General features: G+C 67.0%; 23 protein-coding genes and 2 tRNA genes. 17 read left to right on the forward strand and 8 right to left on the reverse strand.

Annotation, left to right across the window (positions count from 1 at the left end; genetic code table 11):
* Positions 1-24 precede the first annotated feature (24 nt).
* The 5 genes from N802_RS17470 to N802_RS17490 all read right to left on the reverse strand — a co-directional run bounded on the left by N802_RS17470 (position 25) and on the right by N802_RS17490 (position 6,007).
* The gene (locus tag N802_RS17470) at positions 25-1,752 is read right to left on the reverse strand and encodes a serine hydrolase domain-containing protein (RefSeq protein WP_035918878.1); all 1,728 of its coding nucleotides are present in this window, start codon (positions 1,750-1,752) and stop codon (positions 25-27) included.
* A complete protein-coding gene (locus N802_RS17475; protein WP_035918880.1) occupies positions 1,749-3,122 on the reverse strand; it encodes an exo-beta-N-acetylmuramidase NamZ family protein in 1,374 nt (457 codons plus the stop codon). The genes N802_RS17470 and N802_RS17475 overlap by 4 nt, the downstream gene beginning before the upstream one ends.
* A gap of 24 nt (positions 3,123-3,146) precedes the next feature.
* Positions 3,147-4,934 (reverse strand): glycoside hydrolase family 3 protein, encoded by a 1,788-nt coding sequence (locus N802_RS17480; protein ID WP_035918883.1) that lies wholly within the window; start codon positions 4,932-4,934, stop codon positions 3,147-3,149.
* Positions 4,935-5,089: 155 nt separating this feature from the next.
* A complete protein-coding gene (locus tag N802_RS17485; protein ID WP_035918885.1) occupies positions 5,090-5,827 on the reverse strand; it encodes a hypothetical protein in 738 nt (245 codons plus the stop codon).
* Between the two features lie 92 nt (positions 5,828-5,919).
* A tRNA-Ser gene (locus N802_RS17490) sits at positions 5,920-6,007 on the reverse strand.
* Between the two features lie 125 nt (positions 6,008-6,132).
* Here N802_RS17490 and N802_RS17495 point away from each other — a divergent pair.
* The 6 genes from N802_RS17495 to N802_RS17515 are packed head-to-tail and all read left to right on the forward strand — an operon-like array spanning position 6,133 to position 10,845.
* Positions 6,133-8,043 carry a propionyl-CoA synthetase gene (locus tag N802_RS17495; RefSeq protein WP_035918888.1) on the forward strand — a complete coding sequence of 637 codons (1,911 nt, stop codon included), beginning with the start codon at positions 6,133-6,135 and terminating at the stop codon, positions 8,041-8,043.
* 21 nt (positions 8,044-8,064) lie between these two features.
* The gene (locus tag N802_RS17500) at positions 8,065-8,988 is read left to right on the forward strand and encodes an AEC family transporter (RefSeq protein ID WP_035918889.1); all 924 of its coding nucleotides are present in this window, start codon (positions 8,065-8,067) and stop codon (positions 8,986-8,988) included.
* Between the two features lie 59 nt (positions 8,989-9,047).
* On the forward strand, positions 9,048-9,554 hold the full coding sequence (locus N802_RS20665; protein ID WP_211254457.1) for a M15 family metallopeptidase: 507 nt from the start codon (positions 9,048-9,050) through the stop codon (positions 9,552-9,554).
* On the forward strand, positions 9,545-9,883 hold the full coding sequence (locus N802_RS20670) for a M15 family metallopeptidase (RefSeq protein ID WP_211254458.1): 339 nt from the start codon (positions 9,545-9,547) through the stop codon (positions 9,881-9,883). The genes N802_RS20665 and N802_RS20670 overlap by 10 nt, the downstream gene beginning before the upstream one ends.
* Positions 9,884-9,920: 37 nt before the next feature.
* Positions 9,921-10,316, forward strand: a complete 396-nt coding sequence (locus N802_RS17510; RefSeq protein ID WP_035918891.1) for a hypothetical protein — start codon at positions 9,921-9,923, stop codon at positions 10,314-10,316.
* Between the two features lie 31 nt (positions 10,317-10,347).
* Positions 10,348-10,845: a hypothetical protein gene (locus N802_RS17515; RefSeq protein WP_035918893.1), complete on the forward strand. Its 498-nt coding sequence runs from the start codon at positions 10,348-10,350 to the stop codon at positions 10,843-10,845.
* Between the two features lie 170 nt (positions 10,846-11,015).
* Here N802_RS17515 and N802_RS17520 read toward each other — a convergent pair whose 3' ends face one another.
* Entirely contained in the window at positions 11,016-12,707 is a 1,692-nt protein-coding gene (locus N802_RS17520) for a helicase HerA-like domain-containing protein (RefSeq protein WP_084072323.1), read from the reverse strand.
* Positions 12,708-12,763: 56 nt separating this feature from the next.
* On the opposite strand from N802_RS17520, the gene N802_RS19745 reads away from it, so the two are divergent.
* The 7 genes from N802_RS19745 to N802_RS17555 all read left to right on the forward strand — a co-directional run bounded on the left by N802_RS19745 (position 12,764) and on the right by N802_RS17555 (position 17,046).
* Positions 12,764-13,132, forward strand: a complete 369-nt coding sequence (locus tag N802_RS19745; protein ID WP_052110124.1) for a DUF1801 domain-containing protein — start codon at positions 12,764-12,766, stop codon at positions 13,130-13,132.
* Between the two features lie 155 nt (positions 13,133-13,287).
* Positions 13,288-13,581, forward strand: coding sequence for a type II toxin-antitoxin system VapB family antitoxin (locus tag N802_RS17530; RefSeq protein ID WP_009776380.1), 294 nt, complete (start codon positions 13,288-13,290; stop codon positions 13,579-13,581).
* 13 nt (positions 13,582-13,594) lie between these two features.
* Entirely contained in the window at positions 13,595-14,143 is a 549-nt protein-coding gene (locus N802_RS19750; RefSeq protein WP_052110125.1) for a LytR C-terminal domain-containing protein, read from the forward strand.
* Between the two features lie 2 nt (positions 14,144-14,145).
* A complete protein-coding gene (locus tag N802_RS17540) occupies positions 14,146-15,297 on the forward strand; it encodes a mannosyltransferase family protein (RefSeq protein ID WP_169743459.1) in 1,152 nt (383 codons plus the stop codon).
* A 76-nt stretch (positions 15,298-15,373) separates the two neighbouring features.
* Positions 15,374-16,108, forward strand: a complete 735-nt coding sequence (locus N802_RS17545) for a thioredoxin-like domain-containing protein (RefSeq protein ID WP_035918898.1) — start codon at positions 15,374-15,376, stop codon at positions 16,106-16,108.
* On the forward strand, positions 16,105-16,758 hold the full coding sequence (locus N802_RS17550) for a DUF305 domain-containing protein (RefSeq protein WP_035918901.1): 654 nt from the start codon (positions 16,105-16,107) through the stop codon (positions 16,756-16,758). Before N802_RS17545 ends, N802_RS17550 begins: the two co-directional genes overlap by 4 nt.
* A gap of 198 nt (positions 16,759-16,956) precedes the next feature.
* Positions 16,957-17,046, forward strand: a tRNA-Ser gene (locus N802_RS17555).
* A gap of 73 nt (positions 17,047-17,119) precedes the next feature.
* On the opposite strand, the gene N802_RS17560 is transcribed toward N802_RS17555, so the two are convergent.
* Both N802_RS17560 and N802_RS17565 read right to left on the reverse strand, forming a co-directional pair.
* Positions 17,120-18,391, reverse strand: coding sequence for a tyrosine-type recombinase/integrase (locus tag N802_RS17560; protein WP_084072324.1), 1,272 nt, complete (start codon positions 18,389-18,391; stop codon positions 17,120-17,122).
* Positions 18,391-18,615 (reverse strand): helix-turn-helix domain-containing protein, encoded by a 225-nt coding sequence (locus tag N802_RS17565; RefSeq protein ID WP_035918903.1) that lies wholly within the window; start codon positions 18,613-18,615, stop codon positions 18,391-18,393. Before N802_RS17565 ends, N802_RS17560 begins: the two co-directional genes overlap by 1 nt.
* A gap of 206 nt (positions 18,616-18,821) precedes the next feature.
* On the opposite strand from N802_RS17565, the gene N802_RS17570 reads away from it, so the two are divergent.
* The 4 genes from N802_RS17570 to N802_RS17585 all read left to right on the forward strand — a co-directional run bounded on the left by N802_RS17570 (position 18,822) and on the right by N802_RS17585 (position 24,723).
* The gene (locus N802_RS17570; protein WP_035918905.1) at positions 18,822-19,754 is read left to right on the forward strand and encodes a restriction endonuclease; all 933 of its coding nucleotides are present in this window, start codon (positions 18,822-18,824) and stop codon (positions 19,752-19,754) included.
* 106 nt (positions 19,755-19,860) lie between these two features.
* A complete protein-coding gene (locus tag N802_RS17575; protein ID WP_035918908.1) occupies positions 19,861-20,499 on the forward strand; it encodes an N-6 DNA methylase in 639 nt (212 codons plus the stop codon).
* Positions 20,496-22,160, forward strand: a complete 1,665-nt coding sequence (locus N802_RS17580) for an Eco57I restriction-modification methylase domain-containing protein (protein ID WP_035918910.1) — start codon at positions 20,496-20,498, stop codon at positions 22,158-22,160. The genes N802_RS17575 and N802_RS17580 overlap by 4 nt, the downstream gene beginning before the upstream one ends.
* Positions 22,153-24,723, forward strand: coding sequence for a DEAD/DEAH box helicase family protein (locus N802_RS17585; RefSeq protein ID WP_035918912.1), 2,571 nt, complete (start codon positions 22,153-22,155; stop codon positions 24,721-24,723). Before N802_RS17580 ends, N802_RS17585 begins: the two co-directional genes overlap by 8 nt.
* Positions 24,724-25,080 lie beyond the last annotated feature (357 nt).

Consider the following 25,080-nt stretch of genomic DNA (forward strand, 5'->3'; position numbering starts at 1 on the left):
GGAGGCGGCGCGGACGAGCCGCCCCTACTGTCTCCGGCTCATCGACCAGCCCGAGGCCGCGAACGCGTCCGTCGTGGAGTCGCTGTCGACAATGACGCCGCCGCGACCGACGACGCGGATTCGGCTCGCGCCAACGCCGCGACCGAGCGTGTTCGCGTCCGTCGTGTAGCGCCACCGCAGGTGACGGGTGGCCGCCGGCAGTTCCGCCCGGACCAACGCCCACCGACGCTCGCCCGGAGTCCCACTCACCGACCCGTCGTCAGCGCCTTCGCGGGTGTCTCCGGGATGCCGGATGTCGAGTGGCACCAGCGTCCACACGACCCCGTCGGGCGATGTCTCGACGCGCAGGACATCGGTCGCCTCCGTCTCGGCCACGAGGTCGAACCCCAGGCGAGCACCCGCACCGGGAACGGCCAAGGGCACCGCCAGGATCGCGTTGCTCGCGTGCCGCGCCTCGGTCTCCCATGCGACGTGGCTTCCTCGCGGCGTGATCGGCAGCGCACGCCCCAAGCCGCCTGCCCAATCGCGCCTCGCGGGATTGTTGCTCCCCCACGATCGCGACGGGTGCACCCGGTTGGTGAGCAGGGTGGCGAACGAGCGGGACTGGAAGTCGATGACCAGCGAGGTCCCCGTGTAGCCCGTGTGACCCGCCGTCCGGGGGCCGCTCAGCGCGTCCATGTACCAGGTCTGGTTGAGCTCGAAGCCGAGTCCGTGGTCGTCGCCGGGGAAGTCCTCGGTGAAGTTCGTGATGAGCAGGGCGACGCTCTTGCGGTCGAGAACCCGTGCTCCGCGATAGGTCCCGCCATTGAGGAGCGCCTGCGCCAATACGGCCAGGTCGTCGGCCGTCGAGAACACTCCGGCATGGCCCGCAACACCGTCGAGCGACCACGCGTTCTCGTCGTGGACCTCTCCCCGCACCATGCCACGGGCCGGCACCGCCTGGTACTCCGTCGCAGCGGTCCGCTCCCGCGCCGCCGGGTTGTAGCCGGTATCGATCATCCCCAACGGCTCGGTGAGCCGGGAGCTGACGACCTCGTCGAGCGACTGGCCCCGCAGCCGCTCGACGAGGACGCCAAGTGCGATGAGGTTGAGGTCGCTGTAGCGATAGACCGTCCCCTCCTGGTTGGTGAGCGGCTGGTTCATGACCGCCGCGATCCGGGACTCCTTGTCGGGGTAGCGACTGTAGAGCGGCAGCCAGGCCGTGAACCCACTCGTGTGCGTGAGCAGGTGCCGGATCGTCACCCCCGACTTGCCCGCCGACGCGAACTCCGGGAGGTAGTCCGCGACCGCCGCCTCCAGCTGAACTCGCCCCTCCTCGATCAGCTGGACGACGGCGATCGACGTGAAGAGCTTCGACACCGAAGCGAGGTCGAAGATCGTGTCGCGACGCATGGGAACCCGATCGGCCTCGGGAAGCTCCTCGGTCGCGGTCCGGTAGCGGACGGCATACCCGCCCGTCTGGGTGGCGACCACGACGCCGTCGTGAGCCATGAGACCGACGTGACCGGCATACATGGGGCGGCCTCCCGCCGGCCCGTCCTGGTGCGCGAGCAGCTGCCCCTTGGCAGCCTCGATGGGTGCGGGGTCGAGCCCCACCGACGCGGGCGTGCCCTCGCGCAGGACCGTCGACGGCGGCGCGAACCCGGTGAACGGCTTGTCGAAGTCATCCGCCCGAGCAGCGAGCGCAGGCACGAACAGCGTTGTCCCAGCTGCGATTCCGCCACCCAGGACCACACGACGCGACAGCGTCATCGCGCCGGCCCGCCATAGATGAGGTAGGGCCGACGCGCCGCATCGAACGCCGCCAGTTCATCGCGCCACGCACCCACGACGGTGTCGGCGTCGGCGCCGTCGGTGATCTGCTCACGCAGTCGGGTCGAGCCGGTGAGCTTGTCGATCCAGTAGGGACGCTGCGTGTCCCACGAGTCCCGTCGCCACGCGAAGTCGCTGAAGAGCCCCTTGACCGCGACGAGCATCTCGACACCCACCCGGATCGGGTCGATCGCCGACCGGTCCTCGATGTGCACCTGCACGCCGCCGCAGACCTTGCCGACGTGCTTGGAGAACGTCGGCGTGAAGTAGGCCTCGCGGATCCCCACGCCGGGGAGGTCACGCCCGCGCAGGCGGTCGGCCCACTTGTGGTCGATGTAGGGCGCACCGACCAGCTCGAAGGGCCGCGTCGTCCCGCGCCCCTCGGAGAGGTTCGTCCCCTCGAACATGCCCGTCCCGGCGTAGACGAGCGCGGTGTCGGGAGTCGGCATGTTGGGACTGGGCATGACCCACGGAAGTCCGGTGCCGGCATACGTGACATCGCGGCGCCAGCCCTTGACCTCGACGACGGTGATCTCGGAAAGGCGACCGCCGCCGGTGTCGCTCGGCAGGATCTCGGCGTCGAGGAAGCGCGCGAGTTCGCCGACCGTCATGCCGTGCGCCTGGACGATGGCTTCGGCGCCGACGCCGGACGTGTAGGCCTCGGTCATCATCGGACCCCACGCCCGCCCGCCGATGGGGTTCGGGCGGTCGAGGACGACGAGTGACGCGCCGGTCTCGACACACGCCTTCATCGCCGTGTACATCGTCCAGATGTAGGTGTAGAACCGCGCCCCGACGTCCTGGATGTCGAAGACGACGGTGTCGGTGCCGGACTCGCGGATCATCGAGGCGAACTTCGCGGTGTTGGCGCCGTAGGCGTCATAGACGGTGATGCCGGTGCGCGGATCGATGCTCGTGGGCTCGGCCTCGCCCGCCTGGGCGGTTCCGCGGAAGCCGTGCTCGGGCCCGAAGACGCCCTTGATGTCGACCGTGCCCGCGTCGTGCATCTCGTCGACGATGGAGCGGAGGTTGGTGAGGATTCCGGTCGGGTTGGTGATGATGCCGACCTTGCGTCCGGCGAGGACGGACCACTTCGCGGCCGCGGCCACGTCCGCACCCGGCGTCACCGGACGTGCCGGGTCGTTCGCATTCATCCCGTATGCCGTCGCGCTGGCTCCCGCTGCGGCGTGCGCGGGTGCCGCGCCGGCTGTCAGGCCGAGCGCCGCGGCGCCGGCGAGACCGGCTCCTCCGGTGAGCAACTGTCGACGGTTGGGACTGGCGGGTGAGGTCGGTGAACTGGGTGTGCTCATGGGCTGCTTCTCCTTCAGTTCGAGTCAGTAGGTGAGGCCGTGGCCGAGCGGGTACAGCGCGACGTCCGGGTCGGCAGCCGTGGGGATCGTGACGGGGAGCTTGCCGGTGGGCGCGACCTCGCCGGTGAGGACTCGGGCCAGCGACGGCGGCGAGACCGGGGCGTAGGAATACGTCGCCAGGTAGGTCGGCGCCTCCGTGAAGTGCGCGATGTCGTACGGATCGCGGACGGCCACGACGACGACTGGTTTGCCCGTTGCGAGGAGCTGCTTGACCAGGCGCTGTTGCGCCGTGCTCGTCCATGCCCGGTTGGTGAGCACGACCACGGCGTCCTGACCCTCGGTGGCGGCGACAGTGGCGGCGATGGTGGCTGCGCTCGGCGACGTGCCGGTTTGGCGCACGGTCGTCGCAGCACCACGCTCAGCGAGTTCGCTGGCGAGGTCTGCCGTCGTCGAGACCCCGAACCCGGTGACGAGGACCTTCTTGCCGCCCACGGCCATCGGCAGGACGCCGTCATCGTTCTTGATCAGCGTGTTCGTGGCGTCGGTGATCGTGGCCGCGGCCGCGAGGTTCTCGGGCGTGCCGACCTTCGAGGAGACGGCCGCGACATCGACGTAGGGGTCGGTCACGAGCCCGCGCTTGTGCTTGAGGCTGAGGATGCGGCGGAGCTTGTCGTCGAGTTCCTGCTTGCTGATTCGGCCGCTCTGGACGGCGTCGACGATCGAATTGAAGGACACGTCCATCGACTCGGTCATGAGCAGGAGGTCGACGCCGGCCTCGAGTGCGCGCACGGCCAGTTCCTCGTCGCCGTACTTCTGACGGGCTCCCTCCATCCGCAGCGCGTCGGACACGACGACGCCCTTGTAGCCGAGTTCCTCGCGCAACAGACCGGTGATGACCGGCTTGCTCACCGTGGCCGGGTCTCCGGAGTCGTCCAGCGCCGGGAAGTTCACGTGCGCCGTCATGATGATGTCGGTGCCGCGAGCGACGGCCTCGCGGAATGGTGGCGCGTCGAGCTCCTCCCACTCCTCCTTGGTGTGGTTGATGATCGGGAACGCGACGTGGCTGTCGGTGTCGGTGTCGCCGTGTCCGGGGAAGTGCTTGGCGGCGGCGGAGATGCCGGCGTCGTCCTGGTAGCCCATGACCTGGGCGCCGACCATGTCGGACACTTGGCCGGGGTCGGAGCCGAAGGCGCGCACCCCGATGACCGGGTTGAGCGGGTTGACGTTGACGTCGGCGACGGGGGCGTAGTTGAAGTTCACGCCCATCGCCTTGAGCTCCTCGCCCGTGATTCGGGCGGCGGCGCGAGCGTTGTCGGTGCTCCCCCCGGCGCCGAGGGCCATGCTGCCGGGGAACTGCGTCGCCGGCGGCCCGATGCGGGTGACGAGGCCGCCCTCCTGGTCGATGGCGACGACGAGCGGGATGTCCACCTTGGCGTCGCTGGTGAGCGCCGCATTCTGGAGACCGTTGCTCAGCCCGGCGATCTGCTGCGGGTTGTTCACACTGTCGGTCCACGCGAAATAGATGGCACCGCCGAGGTGATACTTCTGGATCACCTCGCGGGGAGTCGCGACGCCGTAGAGATCGACGTTCTCCTGACGTGGAGTGTCGGCCGTGGCGCCGTAGAGATGCTGGACGAAGAGCTGACCGACCTTCTCCTCCAACGTCATCCGGGCGATGGTCGACTCGACCCACCCCCGTGGCGCAGGCGGAACGGCGGCGTCGGCTGCGGTGACCGGGACGATCCCAGCGGCCAGCGTTGCTGCGACAGCCGAGGCGATCGCGGTGCGGCGGGTGACGGACGGACGGGACATGACATCTCCGATTCATCGGGGAGGCTCACGACTCTGTGAACCATTCACGCACTAGGTCTCTTGAATGGAACTTAGCCACACCCCATGGGCCATCGCAACCGGTAGAGATGAGCCATCTGTGAACGGCAGGTCATGGCCCAGCCGCACGTGGCCCGTCAGATCAGGGCGACCACCAGAGGGGGCACGAACAGCGCTCCGAGGACCGCGATCCCCAGACCGTGCCACCAGCGCAGTCCGGGGGCCCGTTCGACCGCGGGCGGCCCAGCGAGGAGCTCACGCGCCGCGTAGGCCAGCAGGCCCAGACCTGCTGGCACGAAAGCAACGAGCACCCAGAAGGGACGGGTCCCCCACCGGGGCGGGGTCGCAATCAGGCTCGCGATCCAGAAGAGGAAGGCCGCCAACGCCGGAAAGGCCATCCAGTCGCGGCTCGGCGGGAACGTCTCGGCCGTGAAGGGCTTCGCGCCAGCTTCGGCGAGTGCGGCAAACGCGTCCATGTCACGGACGAGGCCGGGAGGCTCCGACAGCCATCGTGTCCGGACTCCGTCAACCGTATAGATGAGCCCGTCGGCAACTGCTCCTTCCTCGGGCCTGCCCTCGAGGTCAGCACCCGGGTAGTCGACCATCCAGGCACCCACACCCGACCCGAACCGCCAGGGCTCGTCGCGCACGTTGGTCACTGCCTTGAAAGCGACCACGCGCCCGGCCCGGACATCCTCGACGAAGTGCTGTTCCCCCACCTCGTGCAGGCTCGACCACCAAGCCACCACGGCCCACGCCATCCACATGGCGACGATGAGGACACCCAAGGTGCGGCGAAGCAGCGTTCGTTCCCGCACCGGACCGACCACGGCCGGCTCACCTGCAGACGTCGCGACCCCCACACCCTCAGTCATGGCGCGATGCTCCCACGCCGCTCGACCTCCCAGTGCCCAAACGTTGGTGCACATGTGAAAGGGCCCCGGCACGAAGCCGGGGCCCTCTCTTTTGGCGGAGGATAGGGGATTCGAACCCCTGAGGGCGTTAACCCAACACGCTTTCCAAGCGTGCGCACTAGGCCACTATGCGAATCCTCCAACGGAGGAGGTTACCCGAGCGGATCGGTGGCACGAAATCCGCTCGGGGAAGCACCCGCGCCGCTCGTCTCGCGACTCGCCGAACCCTCTGGTCGGGCACCCGCTCAACCGCGACGATGGGTGACATGACCACCGACGCCTACGCGGCGGCATACGCCCAATCTCTTGAGGACCCGGACGCCTTCTGGGGCGAGGCTGCGCACGCCATCGAGTGGATCACTCCCCCGACGACGGTCCTCGACAGCACCAACACGCCCCTCCACCGCTGGTTCACCGGCGCCACCCTCAACACGTGCTTCAACGCCCTTGACCGACACGTGCGCGACGGCCGCGGCGACCAGCCCGCGCTCATCCACGACAGCCCGGTCACCGGCACGCAACAGACCATCACGTATGCCGGCCTGCTCAGTCGCGTGGCGACCTTCGCCGGGGCGTTGGCGAGCCTGGGCGTCGAGAAGGGCGACCGCGTCGTCATCTACATGCCCATGGTCCCCGAGGCCGTCGTCGCGATGCTCGCCTGCGCGCGGCTGGGCGCCATCCACTCGGTGGTGTTCGGCGGCTTCGCACCGGCCGAGCTCGCCGCACGCATCGAGGACGCGCAGCCCAAGGTCGTCGTCGCGGCGAGCTGTGGGATCGAGCCGACCCGTGTCGTCGAATACAAGCCAATGCTCGACGCGGCCCTCGATCGCAGCACACACAAGCCCGAGTCGGTCGTTGTCTTCCAGCGAGAGCAGGCCCTTGCGGCAGTCGGTGAGCGCGACACGGAGTGGGAGGAGATGACCTGGGACGACCTCGTCGCCGGTGCCGCACCGGCCGACTGCGTCGAGGTCGCGGCGACTGACCCGCTCTATGTCCTCTACACGTCCGGCACGACCGGCCGCCCCAAGGGAATCGTCCGCGACAACGGTGGTCACGCCGTCGCACTGCGCTGGTCGATGGGCAACATCTATGGCATCAACCCGGGCGACGTGTGGTTCACGGCGAGCGACGTCGGGTGGGTCGTCGGCCACTCCTACATCGTCTATGCGCCACTGCTCACCGGTGCGACCACCGTTCTCTACGAAGGCAAACCGGTCGGCACCCCTGACGCCGGCGCCTTCTGGAGACTCATCGCGGAGCACAAGGTGCGGGCCATGTTCACGGCGCCGACGGCATACAGAGCAATCAAGCGCGAGGACCCGAGCGGCGCGCTGATCGCCCAGCACGACATCTCCTCACTGGAGACGGTCTTCCTCGCAGGCGAGCGGCTCGACCCGGACACCTACGAATGGGCCACCAAGGTCCTCGGGGTTCCCGTCGTCGACAACTGGTGGCAGACCGAGACCGGGTGGCCGATCGCGGCGAATCCCCGTGGGCTGCAACCGATGCCGATCAAGCCCGGTTCCCCGACGGTTCCCATGCCCGGGTATGCCGTCGCGACCCTCGACGAGACCGGCTCACCTCTCCCGGCCGGCGAGGAGGGCGCCATCGCGATCCGCTTGCCGTTGCCTCCGGGCACGTTGCCGACGTTGTGGGGTGATGACCAGCGGTTCGTCGACGGCTACCTGTCCACACCGCCCGGCTACTACGCCACGGGTGACGGCGGGCTCGTCGACGAGGACGGCTATCTCTATGTCATGGGCCGTACCGACGACGTGCTCAATGTCGCCGGCCACCGGCTTTCGACCGGGTCGATCGAGGCAGCACTCGCGGGCCATGCCGACGTCGCCGAGTGCGCCGTCATCGGCGTCGCCGACGAGCTGAAGGGGCAGTTGCCACGTGGTCTGGTCGTCCTCAAGGGCGGCGTCGACGGCTCGGGCGCCGAGGGTGGGCGGATCTGCGCTGAGTTGGTCCAGCGGGTGCGCGACGAGGTCGGCGCCGTCGCCGCCCTGCGCCAGGTCGACATCGTCAGCGCCCTGCCCAAGACGCGCTCCGGCAAGATCCTGCGCAAGACGATGCGCGAGATCGCCGACGGGCGCACGCCCAACGTGCCCGGCACCATCGAGGACGCGTCAGTGCTCGAGACCCTGACGCCGGTCCTGCGCCCGCCCGCCTAGGGCGGGCTCTAGCCTGTCGAGGTGCAGGGAGTCTTCACCGGGTTCGCGACGATCGGCGTCGTCATCGCCGTCGGCGCCCTGCTCGCCCACCTGAAGATCGTCGACCTCACCGCCCAACGGGTGCTGTCGCAGGTGGCGTTCTTCGTCGGTTCGCCGGCGCTCATGATTGTGACCCTGAGTCGTGCTGACGTGCGCAACGTGCTGTCGGCGAACCTCGTCGCGACGACGATCGGGGTCATCGTCCCCGTCGTGATCTATGTCCTGTGCGCCCGCTTTCTCTGGCGCCGAAGCCTCGGTGACGGGACCATCGGAGCCCTCTCCGCGGCATACGTCAACGCCGGAAACCTGGGTATCCCGGTGGCGAGCTACGTCCTCGGCGACGCAGCCCTCGTGGCACCGACACTGCTGCTCCAGCTCATCGTGCTGCAGCCGATTGCGCTGGCGCTGCTGGACACTGACGCCTTGGGTCGCTCCCCGTCGTTCGTGCAATTGGTCAGCCGGCCGTTCCAGAACCCCCTCACCGTCGCGTCGCTCATCGGCGTGGTGCTGTCGCTCACAGGGTGGACGCTGCCCGACTTCGTGGGGAACCCGCTCGAGTTGCTCGGTGGGGTCGCGGTGCCAGCCATGCTCATCGCCTACGGCATTGCCCTGCGCCTCGGTCCCGGGCTGGGCGCGGCCGGCTCTGTGGCCGAGTTGGCGACGACATCGCTCCTCAAGCTGATCGTCCAACCCCTTGTCGCGTATGCCGTGGCGCGCTTTGCGCTCGGAGTCGAGGGTCATGCTCTGCTCGCCATCGTCGTGACGGCGGCACTCCCCACGGCGCAGAACATCTTCGTCCACGCGACTCGCTACGACCGGGCGACCGTGCTCGCACGCGACACGATCCTCATCACGACGATGGGGTCCGTCCCGGTCATCCTGCTCATCGCTGCCCTCCTCGGCTGAGGACCCGATCTACGCTCCTCGGGTGGCGGAGCGGAACTGCCACTGCTAGGAACGAGAGCATGACTCGCCGTGCACTTCCCGCCCTCGTCGCCGGACTGTCTCTCGCCATCCTGCCCGCCACGAATGCCTTCGCCACGGCATCTGTCCTGTCTGACGCGGGTCTCGAACGCCCTGCGGCACAGGGTCATCCGAAGGCGCCACCCGAGATCGTCGCCCTCCGTGACGTCGACCCGACGATCGTCCACGAGATCCGCTACACGACGAATCACAACTTCGTCGGCGAGCGCATCGACGGCTACCGCGCGCCCCTGTGCCTTCTGACCCGCCCGGCCGCCGAGGCACTGTCTCGCGCCCAGGACGTCCTGCGACCCCGCGCCCTGACCCTCAAGGTCTACGACTGCTACCGCCCGCAGACCGCGGTTGACCACTTCGTCCGGTGGGCCGAGGACCTCGAGGACGAGCGGATGAAGTCGGAGTTCTACCCGAGGGTCGAGAAGTCACGCTGTTCGCCGATGGCTACATCGCCGCGCGATCCGGCCACAGCCGAGCGAGCACAGTGGACCTGACGATTCAGCCGATCGACGCGCGTCCCGGCCCGACCCCGCACTCCCCGCACCCGGCGGGCTCGTGCTTCGGGCCGATCAACGACCGCGCACCGGATGCCTCGCTCGACATGGGGACGGCCTACGACTGCTTTGACGTGCTGTCGCACACGGCCAGTCCTGCGGTCACCGAGGAGGCCCGCGAGAACCGCGACCTGCTCGTGGACGTGCTCGCAGCCGAGGGGTTCGCCAACTACGAAGCCGAATGGTGGCACTTCACCCACCGGCCCGAAGTCTTCCCGACGACGTTCTTCGACTTCCCCGTGTCGCGTGCCTCGCTGACCTCAGGCTGACCCGGCTCGTCCCCGGGTCCGGCGGCATGATGGGTGGATGATCAGCCTCGATCTGGCACGGCGGCTCGCCCACGAGGCGGGCGTGCTGTGGCAGCCGGCACCCGGCGATCGGTTCGTCGTCGACGCCGAACTGCTCACCAGCGAGGTCTTCTGGGTCAGCCAGCTCACCGTCGAACCGCAGCACTTCGCCGACCAGACGGTGCTCGGCTTCAACGGGACGACCGAGTGGGCACTCGACTCGGTGAGCCTCGACCAGGCGGTCTGGTTGCCGCGCGAGGACCAGCTCCGTGAGTTGCTCGGTGACCGGCTCGAGTCGCTGCACCGCTCGGGCGACGGCTGGGAGGTGACGTTTGCCCGGGACGAGAGCACCCGGCATACCGTGAAGGATCCTGACGTCGAGTGCGCCTACGCGAAGGCGCTCCTGACGCTGTGACCTGTGCGGCTCCTTGCGGGAGGCGCACACCGTGACCGCCGCGCGGCCCCGCGCCGCCTACCCTGTCCCGGTGCGCCACGAGCCGTTCTACCAGGAGACCCTCACGCACCGTGGGCTCCACGGTGCCGGGGTCGTGCCCCCACGCCCGCGGGCGAGCTGGCGCGTCGACGGACGAATCGTTGCCGGTCTGGTGCACATCGGTCCGAACTTCTTGGGGCCGCTGTTCGTCGTCTCCCTCCTGATCTCGCTCATCGCGCACGGCGACCACCGGACCCTCGTGGTCAACTCCAAGGACGGGACGTGGCGGTTCACCCTCAAGGCGGCCATGGTCCTGGCCGTGGCCGTGTTCGGGCCGCTCCTCGCCGGGCGAACGGACCTCATCGAGAACGCGGCCCTGTCGGTCGTGGGCGTCTGGGCTGCGACCAACCTGCTCGCGGCGCTCTGGACGTGGGCAACGGGTCGCACCTTCCGCTACCCGCTGCACGGACTCCGACTGTGGCCCCGAGGGTGGAGGCGGAGCAGTCGCTGAGCCGACGCCAGCCGATGAGCGATGCACCAATGGGTGAGCGCACCACCCGTGGGTGGTGCGCTCAGCAACCGTTGGCTCGCTCGGCCCGCTGGTCGGCTCGCTCGGCCCGCTGGTCGGCTCGCTCGGCCCGCTGGTCGGCTCGCTCGGCCCGCTGGTCGGCTGGCTCGGGGTCAGCGCTTGCGGGTGCCGAAGATCGAGCGGGTGATCTCGCGGCCGATGACCGTGCCCGCTGAGCGGAGAGCCGACCGGAAGGCGCTCGACTTCACGACCTGCTCGACCAGGCCGGGGTCCTCCTTCGGTGCCGCTGTCTTCTTGGCGGGCGTCGGGTCGGGCGTCTCCTGCGGCGCACCCCCGGCGGGCGGAGTCGTCGCCGCGACGCGTGCCGCGAGCTTCTCGTAGGCCGACTCGCGATCGGCGACCGCGGCGTACTTCGACGCGATCGCCGACCCGGCGATCGTCTGGTCGATGACCGCATCGGCCGACGGAGCCATGAGTGACTGCGGCGCGCGCATGCGGGTCCAGGCCACGGGTGTCGGAGCACCCTTCTCGGAAAGAACCGTCACGACGGCTTCACCGGTGCCGAGCGACGTGAGGAGCTTCTCGAGGTCGTACTGCGTGTGCGGGTAGGTCTTGACCGCCGACTTCATGGCCTTGGCGTCATCCGGGGTGAACGCTCGCAGGGCGTGCTGCACGCGGTTGCCGAGCTGGCCCAGCACCCCGGCCGGGACGTCGCGCGGGGACTGTGTCACGAAGAAGACGCCGACGCCCTTGGAGCGGATGAGGCGGACCGTCTGCTCGATGGAATCCTGGAACGCCTTGCTCGCGTCGGCGAAGAGCAGGTGCGCCTCGTCGAAGAAGAACACGAGCTTGGGCTTGTCGACGTCGCCGACCTCGGGCAGGTCCTGGAACAGGTCGGCCAGCATCCACATGAGGAACGTCGAGAACAGCGCCGGCCGGTCCTGCACGCCGGGCAGCTCGAGGCACGTGATGAGGCCCTTGCCGTCGGCAGCGGTGCGGATGAGGTCGCTCGTCTCGAAGGCCGGCTCACCGAAGAACACGTCAGCGCCCTGATCCTCGAACGCGATCAGCTCACGCAGGATGACACCGGCGGTCGCGGACGACAGGCCACCGAGGGCCTTGAGCTCGGGCTTGCCCTCGTCGCTCACGAGGTGCTGGATCACCGCCCGGAGGTCCTTGAGATCGAGGAGCGCGAGGCCGTTCTTGTCGGCGTAGTGGAAGACCAGCCCGAGGCTGGACTCCTGGGTGTCGTTGAGCCCCAGCACCTTGGCGAGCAGCGTCGGCCCGAAGTCGGTCATCGTCGCGCGGATCGGGACACCCTTGCCCTGACCGCCGAGCGAGAGGAACTCGGTCGGGTATGCCGTGGGCTGCCAGTCCTGCCCGATCGACGTTGCGCGACTGGCCAACTTCTCATTCGACTCACCCGGGCTGGCGAGGCCGGAGAGGTCGCCCTTGATGTCGGCGAGGAAGACGGGAACGCCCTGGCCGCTGAGCTGCTCGGCCATGAACTGCAGGGTCTTCGTCTTGCCCGTGCCGGTGGCGCCGGCGACGAGGCCGTGCCGGTTGAGGACGGCCAGCGGGATCTGCACCTGGGTGTCGGGGTGCGCCGTGTCGTCGATGACTGCCGCACCGAAGTTGAGCGCGGGACCTTCGAAGGTGTAACCCGCGCGAATCTCGTCGAGGTGGGCGTTCCCCTCGGCGGGCGTCTCGGCCGGCGTGGGCTCGGCTACGGGCGCCTCGGCCGCCGGCGTCTCGGCCGGCGCCGCCTCTGGCGCCGCAGGCGTCTCGGCCGGGGCTGCGGTGGCGTCGGTGGCGGGCTGCTCGGGCGTCACGTTCTCGGTCACCCTCGGCACTCTAGTGCGGCTGGGCAGCGAAGGCGCGCGCCCCTAGGATCACGATCGTGACCAACCGGAATCCGGACGTCGATGCGTGGTTTGCGACCTACGAGAACCCGCAGAAGGACCTCGTGCAGGCCGTGCGCAACGTGATGCTCGCTGCCGACTCCAGGCTCGGCGAGGTCATCAAGTGGAAGGCTCCGACGTTCGTCTACAAGGGCAATGTCGCCTCGTTCTTCCCCAGGGCCACCCGGCACGTGACGCTGATGTTCCACACGGGCGCGTCGCTCCCCGACCCGCAGGGCATCTTCTCGGGCGAGGGCGAGACCGGGCGGTCCGTCCAGATCGCCGACCGCGCTGACCTCGACGCCAAGTCGGAGGCGTTGCAGGGACTGGTGCGCGCCTGGATCGCGGCTCGCGACGGCAGCAACTGACCGGTCCGTCCGGTCCCGCGATTCAGTGCGCCGGGCGCGGGAGGTGGGCGGACGGCATACGGAATCCGTGCTCGGGACCACACCCGCAGGTCACAGTGCGCTCACGACACGAGAGCCACCGCGCATCCCGCGACCAGTCGCCTTACAGTGGCCGCGTGATCTTCAAGGCAGTCGGCGACACGCGTCCGTATCCCGAGCACGGATACAGCACGCGTCAGTGGTCGAACGTGCCTCCGCGGCTCGTGCGGCTCGACGACCTCGTGACGACGAAGCGCACCCTCGACCTCGGGATGCTCCTGTCGGAGGACTCGACGTTCTATGGCGACCTCTTCGCCCACGTCGTCGAGTTCGAAGGGACGCTCTACCTCGAGGACGGCCTGCACCGCGCCCTGCGGGCAGCCCTGCACCAGCGACCGACGCTGCACGCCCGCGTCCTCGTCATCGAGTAGTCCAGGGGGACCCGTGTCCGAGCGCGAACTGACCTATGAGGTGCGACACCGCCAGCAGCAGAAGCGCGCTACGGCGACCATCCTCGTGGCGCTCCTCATGCTCTTCTTCGCCTTCTGGTACGCCTTCTCCTACTACCGGGCGTCCGGCGGCGACGAGACCAACGTCGGTGCGTCGGCCTGCCGTCCCTTCGACCCCAAGGTCGCGGTGCCGGCGAACACGACCGTCAACGTCTACAACGCCTCGAACAAGAACGGCCTGGCGGCACGCACGGCCACCCAGCTGAAGCAGCGGGGCTTCGCCATCGGCAAGATCGCCAACGACCCGCTCAAGCGCAGCGTCAAGGTCGTCGAGGTGCGCCACGGCCCGGCCGGGAAGGACCGCGCGGCTCTGCTCACGCCTCTCGGTGGCAAGGGCACGGCGCAGGTCGCCGACAAGCGCAAGGACGCCACGGTCGACCTCGTCCTCGGGGTCGGCTTCACGGACCTGGGGAAGACACCGACCCCGACGGGCAAGCCGATGTGCGCCTCCCCCACGACCTCACCGACGTCGAACGCGGGCTGAGAGTGTCCGAAGCGCCTCTTGGCGCCCGCCCGGCGATTCGAGCCGGCGTGGCCTTCCTTGCCTCCCGTGTCCTCCTCGGACTCACCGTCCTGCTCATGGCGGCCATCGCCGGACAGGGCGCCGTGGCTCACGAATGGGCCACCGGCGTGTGGTGGCTCGACCGGTTCTCGGCGTGGGACAGCTATCACTTCGTCCGCATCGCCACGCTCGGCTACCTCCCACCGGGCCTGGACTGCTGCGACCAGGCGTTCTTCCCGGGTTATCCGCTCGCCATGGCTGCGCTCGCACCCATCCTTGGCGGGAGCGTGACGGGCGCCGGCCTGCTCGTCACCGTCCTCGCAAGTGGTGTGGCCGCTGCCCTGCTGTGGACCCTTGTGGCCGAGGACGCACGTGGCGGTGACGGCGCGGCTCGCCGGGCCGTCACCCTGCTCGCCGTCGCACCCGCCGGCTTCTTCCTCGTTGCCGTCTACACCGAGGCCCTCTTCCTCGCGCTCGCGCTCGGCGCCTGGCTGCTCGCGACGCGGCGCCACTGGTGGTGGGCGGGCGTGATGGCGGCGCTCGCCACCGGTGTCCGCGTCAACGGGCTGTTCCTCGCCGCCGGCCTCGTCGTCATGTATGCCGTGCAGTGGCACAAGGACGGCCGACCCCGTCCGCGCCTCGACGTTCTCGCCCTCGGCTTTCCGGCGATCAGCGTCGGCGCCTACATGGCGCACCTCGAGTCCCTCACCGGCTCGTGGGACGCGTGGCGCGAGGCCGAGGAGCGTGGGTGGGACCGGTCGACGGCGTGGCCGTGGGAAGGCTTGGTGTCGGCCTGGCAGTCCCTGCTCGACAGCCCCAATGTGTGGCTGGCGGCGAGCCGTGCCGGCGACATCGTGGCGGTGCTGCTCGGTGTCGCGGCCTGCATTCTCCTTCTGCGACAACGGCGCTGGCCCGAACTGACCTATCTCTCCCTCACCGTGGGGGTGGTCCTCTGTTCGACCCTGTGGGTGTCAGCCCCCCGCTACGCCCTGACCTGGTTCCCCGCGTATCTCGCGGTCGCAACGATGCGCGAGTCCACGGCATACAAGCGCGTGTATGCCGTGGCGCTCGGTCTGTCTGCCGCGCTCCTGATCGCGGCCACGTGGGCGGCCGCGACGAGGCATTGGGTGGCTTGACCCGGACTGCCTCAGCAAACACACAGAGATATGGGTGACAATCTCTCGACATCGATCGAACTTTCAGGAGTGTGTCGTGGCCCCGTCCGGGAGTGGCAGCAAGAAGGCGCGCGCGAGCCAGCGCAACGCGTCCGACCGTGTGGCGCAGATGCGCAAGGAACAGCAGAAGAAGGACCGAGCACGCCTCTTGGCGATCTGGGGAGCGGCTGCCGTCGCGATCGCCCTCATCGTCGGCTCTGTGGCGTTTGCGGTCATTCGTGACCGGGCGAACACGCCGAGCCTCGACGCGGTCAAGTCGACCCCATACGAGGGCGGAACCCACACGCAGGAGCCGGTGACCTACAAGGAGAACCCGCCCGTCGGCGGCGAGCACAACCCCGTCTGGCTCAACTGTGGCGTCTATGACTCGCCGGTCCCGAAGGAGAACGCCGTCCACTCGTTGGAGCACGGCGCGGTGTGGGTGACCTACCAGCCCGACCTCCCCGAGGCCGACGTCGAGAAGCTCAAGGACGTCCTCCCGGACACCTACGTCGTGCTGTCCCCCTACGAGGGCCTGCCGACTCCTGTCGTCGCCTCCACCTGGGGCCACCAGATCCAGCTCACCGGGGCCGACGACCCGCGCCTCGAGGAGTTCGTGGACGAGTACATCCAGGGTCCGGACACGCCCGAGCCCGGCGCTCTCTGCACCAACGGCACCGACGGGACCGACCAGAACGCGACGCCGCAGCTGCCTGCCAGCCCGGCTGCCACGCCGAGCGGCTCGGCCACGCCCGCGGCTCCCTCCGCGAGCCCCTCGCCGTCGGCCTCGTGACCGACACCCTCGTGAACGACCCGACGACCTCATCCCGCTCGCGGGGTGAGGTCGTCGGTCTCGCTGTGCTCCTCGGCGTGGTGTCGCTGCTCGCTGGGCTGGTGCTCGGGTGGGCCGTGTTCGGTCGATCCGGCTTCCCCCTCGACGGGTCTGCCGAGGCGGGTTTCGCACGGGACATGTCCACCCACCACGGGCAGGCGGTGCAGATGTCGCTGCTGGTGGCGGAGCGCACCGAGGACCCGGCGATCCGTACGTTCGCCAACGACATCGCGACGAGCCAGCAGCACCAGTCGGGCCAGATGTTCGCCTGGCTGAGGCTCTGGGGGCTGAAGCCGACGAGTTCGCAGCCACCGATGGCGTGGATGGGCTCGGACCACCATGGCTCCACGTCCGCGTCGGGTGACGCGGTGCCCATGCCCGGCATGGCCTCGCCCAAGGACCTGGAGCGGCTCACGGCGGCGCGCGGGGTCGATGCGGACAGGTACTTCTTGGCGCTCATGATCGACCACCACCGTGGCGGCGTCGAGATGGCCGATGCCGTTCTCGCGCGCTCGGATCAGCAGGAGGTCGTGACACTGGCGCGCGCGATGAAGGCCGCTCAGACCGGTGAGATCACGACGATGGAGCAGATGCTCACCACGAAATCCTGACCGCGGGCGCTGCCCCAACTTTTGCTCCCCATGAGGGCGCCTGGTGGGTCCGGAGGGTTCATTTCCCTCCGGACCCTTCATGTTCCCTCCGGTTGCCTTCCCGTATGCCGGGTGCTCGCCTTCGTCGCAGCCTCTCGGTCACGCGCGGGTTGGCTGCTCGATTTCGCTCCTGAGGTCTGGTTGCGTATTGTGCTTCGCGGTGGTGTGTCCGAGCGGCCTAAGGAGCACGCCTCGAAAGCGTGTGTGGGTGCAAGCCCACCGTGGGTTCAAATCCCACCGCCACCGCCAATCACCAGCGGAAACGCCGGTCCGGGCCTCACGGCCTGGACCGGCGTTTTCGTGCCTAGTCTCATTCCTAGTCTCATTCGAGTTCTGAGCCCTTCTCCATCGGGGGTTCGAGCTCGGGCCACAGCAGCCCGCCGACCTGCAGCGCGACGGCGTCGCGGATGGGCGCGACAACGTGGGCATAACGCTGTGCCATGGCAGGGTTCGACCAGCCCATGATGCTCATCATCGTGGGCTGGCTGACGCCCAGCATGAGAAGGACAGTGGCTGCCGTGTGGCGGGCGTCGTGGAGACGACCGTCACGGATCCCGGCCTGTTTGAGCAAGGCCTTCCAGTGCGACCAGTCCGTGCGAGGGCTGATCGGGTCGCCGGTCTCCGTCGTGAAGACCCAGCCGCCCTCGTGCCACAGGTTGCCGGCGTGCTCATGCTCCTGCTGCTGGACGCGCTTATGGTGCTGCAGGAGGGTGACGAGCTGGGGTGGAAGCCCGACCTGGCGGTTGCCGGCGCGGGACTTCGTCGTGTCGGTCTCGGGATTGGTCCGGATGCGCTGCGGGCAATAGCCGGGGTGCTTCTGTCCGCACGTGCCTCCGCAGCCGTGGGCGTACTTCGGGCGCAGCAGGGAGCGTCGGGCGATCAGAACGCCGTTCGTGAGGTCGATGTCGGTCCACTTCAGCCCGAGCGCCTCGCCCTGGCGCAGCCCGAGGGCGAGGGCGAAGACCCAGCGGACTCCGTTGCGTGACTGTGCTGCTGCCAGGAAGAGCCGACGGATCTCATCGACCGTGAAGGGCTCGATCTCCGGCGGGACGACACGCGGTGCGCGGGCGATGGAAGCCGGGTTGCGGGGGAGGTGGCCGCGGCGGACTGCCTCGTTGAGCGCGGTACGGATGGTGCGGTGGACCTGGTGGACCGTCGCTGGTTTCGTCTCGCTTCCGAATTTCGTGGGCTGAGTCAGCATGCGCCGGTAGAGGGACTCCAGGTGCTCAGGCTCGAGCCGATCGAGGCGGTGCGGGCCGATCCCCGGAATGAGGTGCTTGTGGACCGCGACGTTGTAGGCGGACAGAGTGGTTGCCTTGACGTGTCCGGTGACGATCTTGTCGAGCCAGTGCACGAGCCAGGTCTCTACGGTCCAGCGGGCGCCAGCCTCGGGCACCGTGCGCTCGTCTCGCAGCTTCTCCAGTTTGCGGACCTTGGTGGCGATGGTCGCCTTGGACTTGCCCATCACATGGCGCCGGTCCGGCTTCCCGTCGTCGCGGATGCCGACGGTGACGCGGCCATGCCAGTAGCCGTCCTTGCCCAGGTAGATCGACGACCTGCCGCTGGGCTGACGCGTGCGGCGCTCTCCCTCCATCAGACGCTCCGCGAATCGTCCTTGGCCTCTACCCCGTGGGCGAGCTGGCGCAGCCTCGTCACGAAGTCATCGAGCGCGTCGCAAGGGATGCGCCGCAGGCGCCCGATCGAGATCGACTCGATCTCGCCGCTCTTAACGAGGGCATAGACAAGTGTGCGTCCCACGCCCAATCGCTCAGCGGCCTCCTCAACGGTGAGCACAACCCGGTCCGTCTGAACTGTCATGGCTCCTCCTGAATCTTGACGATCACTCATGAGGATCACGACGAGGTTGGGGCACGAGCCGAGAGGGTGTTGGAACGAGCGCCTGAATATTGGAACCTCGAGACTTCGGGTCTGACGCAAGTTCGCTCGACCCTTGTGGCTGCCCCGGCTTGAGGCCGCTCCGGATACTCTCGGGACACCCGGCATCGCACCTTGGAGACAGTGGCATGGCAGTTCCGACGTATGAAGCGATGATGCGCCCCGCGCTGGAACTACTTGAGGGACGCGGCGCCCTTCCGTTCCGTGAGATCTCCGAGCTCGTCGCTGACTCCATGGACCTCTCTGACGCGGAGCGCAGCATCACGATCGACAGCGGACAAGCCGTCTACGTCAACCGCGTGGGTTGGGCCATCACCTACCTCGTGCAGGCCGGGGCAGTCACTAGGCCTCGGCGCGCGGTTGCCGAGATCACCGATCGCGGGCGAGAACTGCTGCGCTCCGTGATCGGGCCCATTTCGAGGAAGGATCTCGAGCAGTTCGAGGAGTTCCAAGCCTTCCGTCAGCGCAGCCGACGCACGACACGGGATGAACCGACAGGCCCCGACGATCAGGACTCCTCAGGACTCGGCCCGGATCGCGGCAGCACTCCGGAGGAGACCATCGCGAGGACCGTGGACACCGTCCACGCCGCCCTCACTGGGGACCTGCTCGACCGAATCATGGAACTGACACCCCTTGCGTTCGAAACGCTCGTGCTGCGTCTGCTTGGGGCCATGAAGTACGGGGCTTCCGGAAAGATTGAGTCGACGGCCGCGACTGGTGATGCCGGTATCGACGGAGTGATCAGTCAGGATCCGCTGGGACTCGACCGAATCTATGTCCAGGCCAAACGGTATGACCGAGACCGCACCGTCGGTCGCCCTGCTATGCAGGCGTTTGTTGGTGCGCTCCAAGGTCAACAGGCCGATCGTGGAGTCTTCATGACCACCTGCCGATTCACTGGAGAGGCGCTCGAATACGCAGACCGGGTCGGCGTACGAATCATCCCAATAGACGGGGATGAACTTGCGCGACTCATGATCAAGCACGCCGTTGGTGTCCAAGAGGGGTACGTCGCAACTCTGATGAAACTGGACGAGGACTTCTTCGAGGAGTTGTAGCACGCAACAGACCCAGACCGCGCCGCAGGACGAATCCGCGCGCACGACACTGGCGCGAATCACCGACGTGCTCGCTGTCGTCCGGACTCGAACATAGGCTGACGTTGTGAACTTGGTGAAGTCGAAACAGAGGGTGGCGGACCACGGCGAGGTGTTCACCCCACCCGAGCTGGTCGAGTCGATGATCAACCTGGTGGGCTCCGAGGCCGATCGGATCGACTCACGGTTCCTGGAGCCGGCGTGCGGCTCGGGCAACTTCTTGGTGCCAGTGTTGCGGCGCAAACTGGGCGCCGTGGACCGCCTCTACCGGGGCTCCGACTTCGAGCGCAGGCATCACGCTCTACTGGCGCTGATGTCGATCTACGGAATCGAGCTGCTGGACGACAACGTCGCCGAGTGCCGCGGAAACCTCCTGGAGCTCTTCGTCACGCACATGGGCCTGGACCTGAATGAGGGCCTCGCACGAGCTGCCGAAGCAGTGTTGGCAGTGAACATCGTCCACGGTGATGCGCTCTCCATGCAGACTAGGACATCGCCGCTGGGCCCGATCGCCTTCGCTGAGTGGGCCTATCTCGGCAATGGCCGCTTCCACCGCAGAGACTTCCGCTTCGACGCCATGACTCAGGCCTCGACCTTCGGCGAAGGAGACACCTTGTTTGCCGACCTGGGCAAGCACGAGATCTTCACCCCAACCCGGGACCATGGCGCCCTCACGATCGCCGACCTGGCCGGAGAGGTGTCATGAGCGAGCAGCTGACGTTCAGCCTGAGTAACCGGAACCCGGACGTCCTCACGTGCATCGCCAACTTGTCGAACGACGAGGTCTTCACTCCCCCAGACTTCGCCAACCGGATGCTCGACCACGTCGCTGCCGCTTGGGCTGAGGCGAACGGCGGAGCGTCGATCTGGGCCGACCGCACCGTCCGATTCCTCGACCCTTTCACGAAGTCCGGCGTTTTCCTCCGCGAAATCACCCAGCGGCTCGTCGACGGCTTGGAGGAGCAGATCCCCGACCTCGAGAAGCGCGTAGATCACATCCTCACACAGCAGGTCTTTGCCATCGGGATTACGGAACTCACAAGCCTTCTTGCACGACGAAGCTTGTACTGCTCGAAGTGGGCGAACGGTGAGCACTCTGTGGCCCAATCGTTCGACACCGCGGAAGGCAATGTCTGGTTCGAGCGGCGCGAGCACACCTGGGAGGGCGGGAGTGAATGGGTGCTTACCGCAGATGACGACGGCAACAGCGTCAAGAAGTTCACGAACGGTAAGTGCAGATACTGCGGTGCCAGCCGACTGGCAATGGATCGCGGCGACAGTCTTGAGTCTCACGCTTACGCCTTCATACACACCGACAACATCAAGGCTCTTATCTCGGAGCTGTTCGGAGCAGACATGCAGTTCGACGTCATCATCGGCAACCCTCCCTATCAGATGACGGGCGGGGGCGGGGGCACGAACGACTCACCGATCTACCAGCTCTTCGTGAACCAGGCAAAAGATCTTCAACCACGACTTCTTAGCATGGTGATTCCTTCTCGGTTCATGGCTGGAGGGCGCGGATTGGGTGACTTCAGGCAAGAGTTTCTCGCGGACCGACGAGTGCGGACGCTGGTGGACTTTGAGAACGCGAAGGACGCCTTCCCCACCGTTGGCATCGGCGGAGGCATCTGCTACTTCCTCTGGAATCGCGACCACGAAGGGCTCTGCGAGTGCACTTATCACCGTGGTGGAGAGGCAATTGGTCCCGTACAGCGCGAACTGGATGAGTTTGAGATCTTCGTCCGGGATCCACGGGCTGTAGGCATCGTCCACAAGGTGCTGGCCGCTGCGGAGGAGTCATTCGAGGGCCTGGTGAGTGGAGACACCCCCTTTGGGCTCGCGACGAACTTCAAGGACTATCAACCGGGTCTCGATCCAGGCGATGGGGCCGTCCGGCTATACGCCAACGTGGGCACAAAGCGTGTGAACGGTGCCGTGGCTCGCTCGGCGATCAAAAAGAACCTCCATCTGATCGACGCCTGGAAGCTATACCTGCCTGTCGCGGGCTCCGGCCGAGAGCGCGAAAAGACCGGCATCGATGTCGTGCTGGGCCCACCAATCATCGGCGAGCCCGCTTCCGCATGTACGCAGACCTACCTGACCTGCGGGCCTTTCGCATCTCGTGAGGAGGCTGAGAGCGTCGAGTCTTATCTGAGGACGCGTCTGGCGCGCTTCCTCATCTCGCTGCGGAAGCCGGCCCAGCACGTATTCCGGGCTATGTACCGCTGGTTGCCGGTCCAAACGTGGGATCGCGTGTGGACGGACTCTGAACTCTATGAGCGATACGGCATCACTGACGAGGAGCGCACCTTCATAGAGTCCTTCATTAAGCCGATGGAGGCCGGGAAGCCAAGCAATGACTAGGCCCAACGAGGAGCTCTTTCCCGAGAAGCCCGGGGCGCAGCTCCGGATCTACGCTTGGACGCCCACCGACCCGCCAGCCACCTACGCAGGACTGGTCAAGGTCGGCCAAACGACAAAAGCCGACGTCAACGCCCGGATCAAGCAGTCGCAGGGGCAGATGCAGCAGGCCTACACGCTGCACGTCGACGAACCGGCCGAACGCGAGGACGGCAGCACCTTTCGAGACTCCGAGGTTCGACGGCGGCTGGTCGAGAAGGGTTTCGAGAACGTCCAGATCGGGTCGTCGCGTGAGTGGATGCGCTGCGACCCTGCGGATGTGAAGGCGTGCATCACGGAGCTCCAGCTGGGGCTCAGGTTGTCCGGCACGCACCATGAGACATTCGGGATGCGGCCTGAGCAAAAGGCTGCCGTGACAAAGACCCACGCCTACTTCCACTCGATCTGGAAGGAGGACATGCATGCGGTCCCCCGCTTCCTGTGGAACGCGAAGATGCGGTTCGGCAAGACGTTTGCCACCTACCAACTGGCGAAGAAGCTGGGCGCGACAAAGGTGCTGGTCGTGACGTTCAAGCCAGCGGTCGAGGATGCCTGGCAGCAGGATCTGGAGTCGCACGCGGACTTCGACGGCTGGCAGTACCTCTCGAAGGCCTCAGGCACTGACCCGACCAAGGCCGACAAGAGGCGCCCACTGGTCTACTTCGGCTCGTTCCAAGACCTGCTGGGCAAGGACAAACTCGGCAACATCAAGGCGAAGAACACTTGGCTGCACGAGACCAACTGGGACCTCGTCGTCTTCGACGAGTACCACTTCGGAGCGTGGCGTGACAACGCCAAGGAGTTGTTCGAAGGCGAGGACGACTCCGAGGCCAAGAAGGAGCTCAAGGCCGAGTTCAATCCGGACCTCGAGGGCTTCAACGAGGAACTCGACGAGTTGGGCGAGCCCGAGGCGGAGTTTCTGCCGATTACGACCAAGGCCTACCTGTACCTCTCGGGCACCCCTTTCAAGGCATTGGCGACAGGCGAGTTCATCGAGGAGCAGATCTACAACTGGACCTACTCCGATGAGCAGCGAGCCAAGCGACGCTGGTCGGAGCAGCACCCGGGGGCGAAGAACCCGTATGCGGCACTGCCGGAGATGCGGCTGCTGACCTACAAGATGCCTGACGAGCTCATCGCGATCGCAAGCCAGGGCGAGTTCGACGAGTTCGACTTGGGCGAGTTCTTCTCGGCCACAGGGACGGGACCAGATGCGTCCTTCAAGCACAAGGACGAGGTCCAGAAGTGGCTCGACATCATTCGGGGCTCCGGATCGTTCGCGAACCACGATGCGCTGAAGTTGGGCGCACAGAAACCGGCGCTCCCCTACTCAGACGTTCGCCTGCTGCCCTACCTGAACCACAGCTTCTGGTTCCTGCCAACGGTGGCGTCGTGCCACGCGATGGCGAACCTGCTGGGCGAGAAACAGAACACCTTCTGGCACGACTACGAGGTGCTCACCGTTGCCGGCGCTGGCGCCGGCGTCGGCCTTCAGGCGCTGCCGCCCGTTAGGAACGCCATCGGCGGCGGCCACGACTCAAAGACGATCACCCTGTCGTGCGGCAAACTGACAACCGGCGTGACGGTGCCGCAGTGGTCCTCAATGCTGATGCTGCGCAACCTCAACTCGCCGGAGACCTACTTCCAAGCCGCGTTCCGGGTCCAGTCACCTTGGTCCATCAAGAACCCCGAAGGTGACAACCCGAACGCTGAGGAGATTCTCAAGCCCGTCTGCTTTGTCTTCGACTTCGCACCGACCCGGGCGCTGCGCCAGATCGCCGAGTATGGCGGCGGGCTGTCGCCTGATGCGGCGAACCCCGAGGACGCGGTAAAAGAGCTCGTAGAGTTCTTACCGGTGCTGGCCTACGACGGCTCGCACATGAAGCCAGTAGACGCAGGGGAAATCCTCGACATCGCCATGGCGGGTACCAGCGCGACCCTGCTGGCCCGCAAGTGGGAGTCGGCGCTATTGGTCAACGTCGACAACGACACCCTGCGCCGAATCATGAATGACCCCAAGGCGATGGCGGCGATCATGAACATCGAGGGGTTCAGAGCGTTGGGATCGGACGTCTTCGAGACTGTCATCAACAAGTCGGAGAAGGTCAAGGAGACGAAGAAGAGCAAGGGCGACGACATCACGCCGATAGAGAAGAAGGAACTCACCGAGGAGGAGAAGGAGTACAAATCCAAGCGGAAGCAGATCCAGGAGAAGCTGATCAAGTTCGCCACCCGGATCCCCGCCTTCATGTACCTCACCGACTTCCGGGAGAACACCCTCAAGGACGTCATTACCAAGCTCGAGCCGGACCTGTTCAAGACCGTCACCGGCCTCACGGTCGAGGACTTCAACCTGCTTGTGTCGCTCAACGTGTTCAACTCATCGCACATGAACCAGGCAGTCTTCGCTTTCCGCCGGTACGAAGATGCGTCGCTGTCCTACACAGGCATCGAGAGTCACGAGGGCCTGCGGCACTTCGGCCTCTACGACACCGTGATCGCGCGCGAGGCCGTCGAAGCCGGCTGACCCCGATTACCCTGCCAGCCCCATCAACCCGGGCCGCCAGTGCCGCACATCCAAGCCAATCGCCAAAATCGGTGCTTTTGTCAGTGCCGACGGCTAACGGGCTCTTCCCAGATGAGGGTGTAGGTCGGCCGGGCGCGTCGGTCCGCAGATAGACGTCGAGGTCTCCCGACGACGGAGGTTCCTACGCCATCCATCCGAAAGACCTCGACGTGTCCGACGCTACCCCGCCGGCCGGCTTCGGCCGCCCTGACCTGACCGCCTTCGCGTCTCATCCCAATCGACCCTGATCGAGTCTGCTGACCCCCTCGACGAGAACACAGCGACATCACAGCCACCCAACCCCGACCGTCCGGGAAG

It is taken from the genome of Knoellia sinensis KCTC 19936 (assembly GCF_000768705.1).
Classification (GTDB): domain Bacteria; phylum Actinomycetota; class Actinomycetes; order Actinomycetales; family Dermatophilaceae; genus Knoellia; species Knoellia sinensis.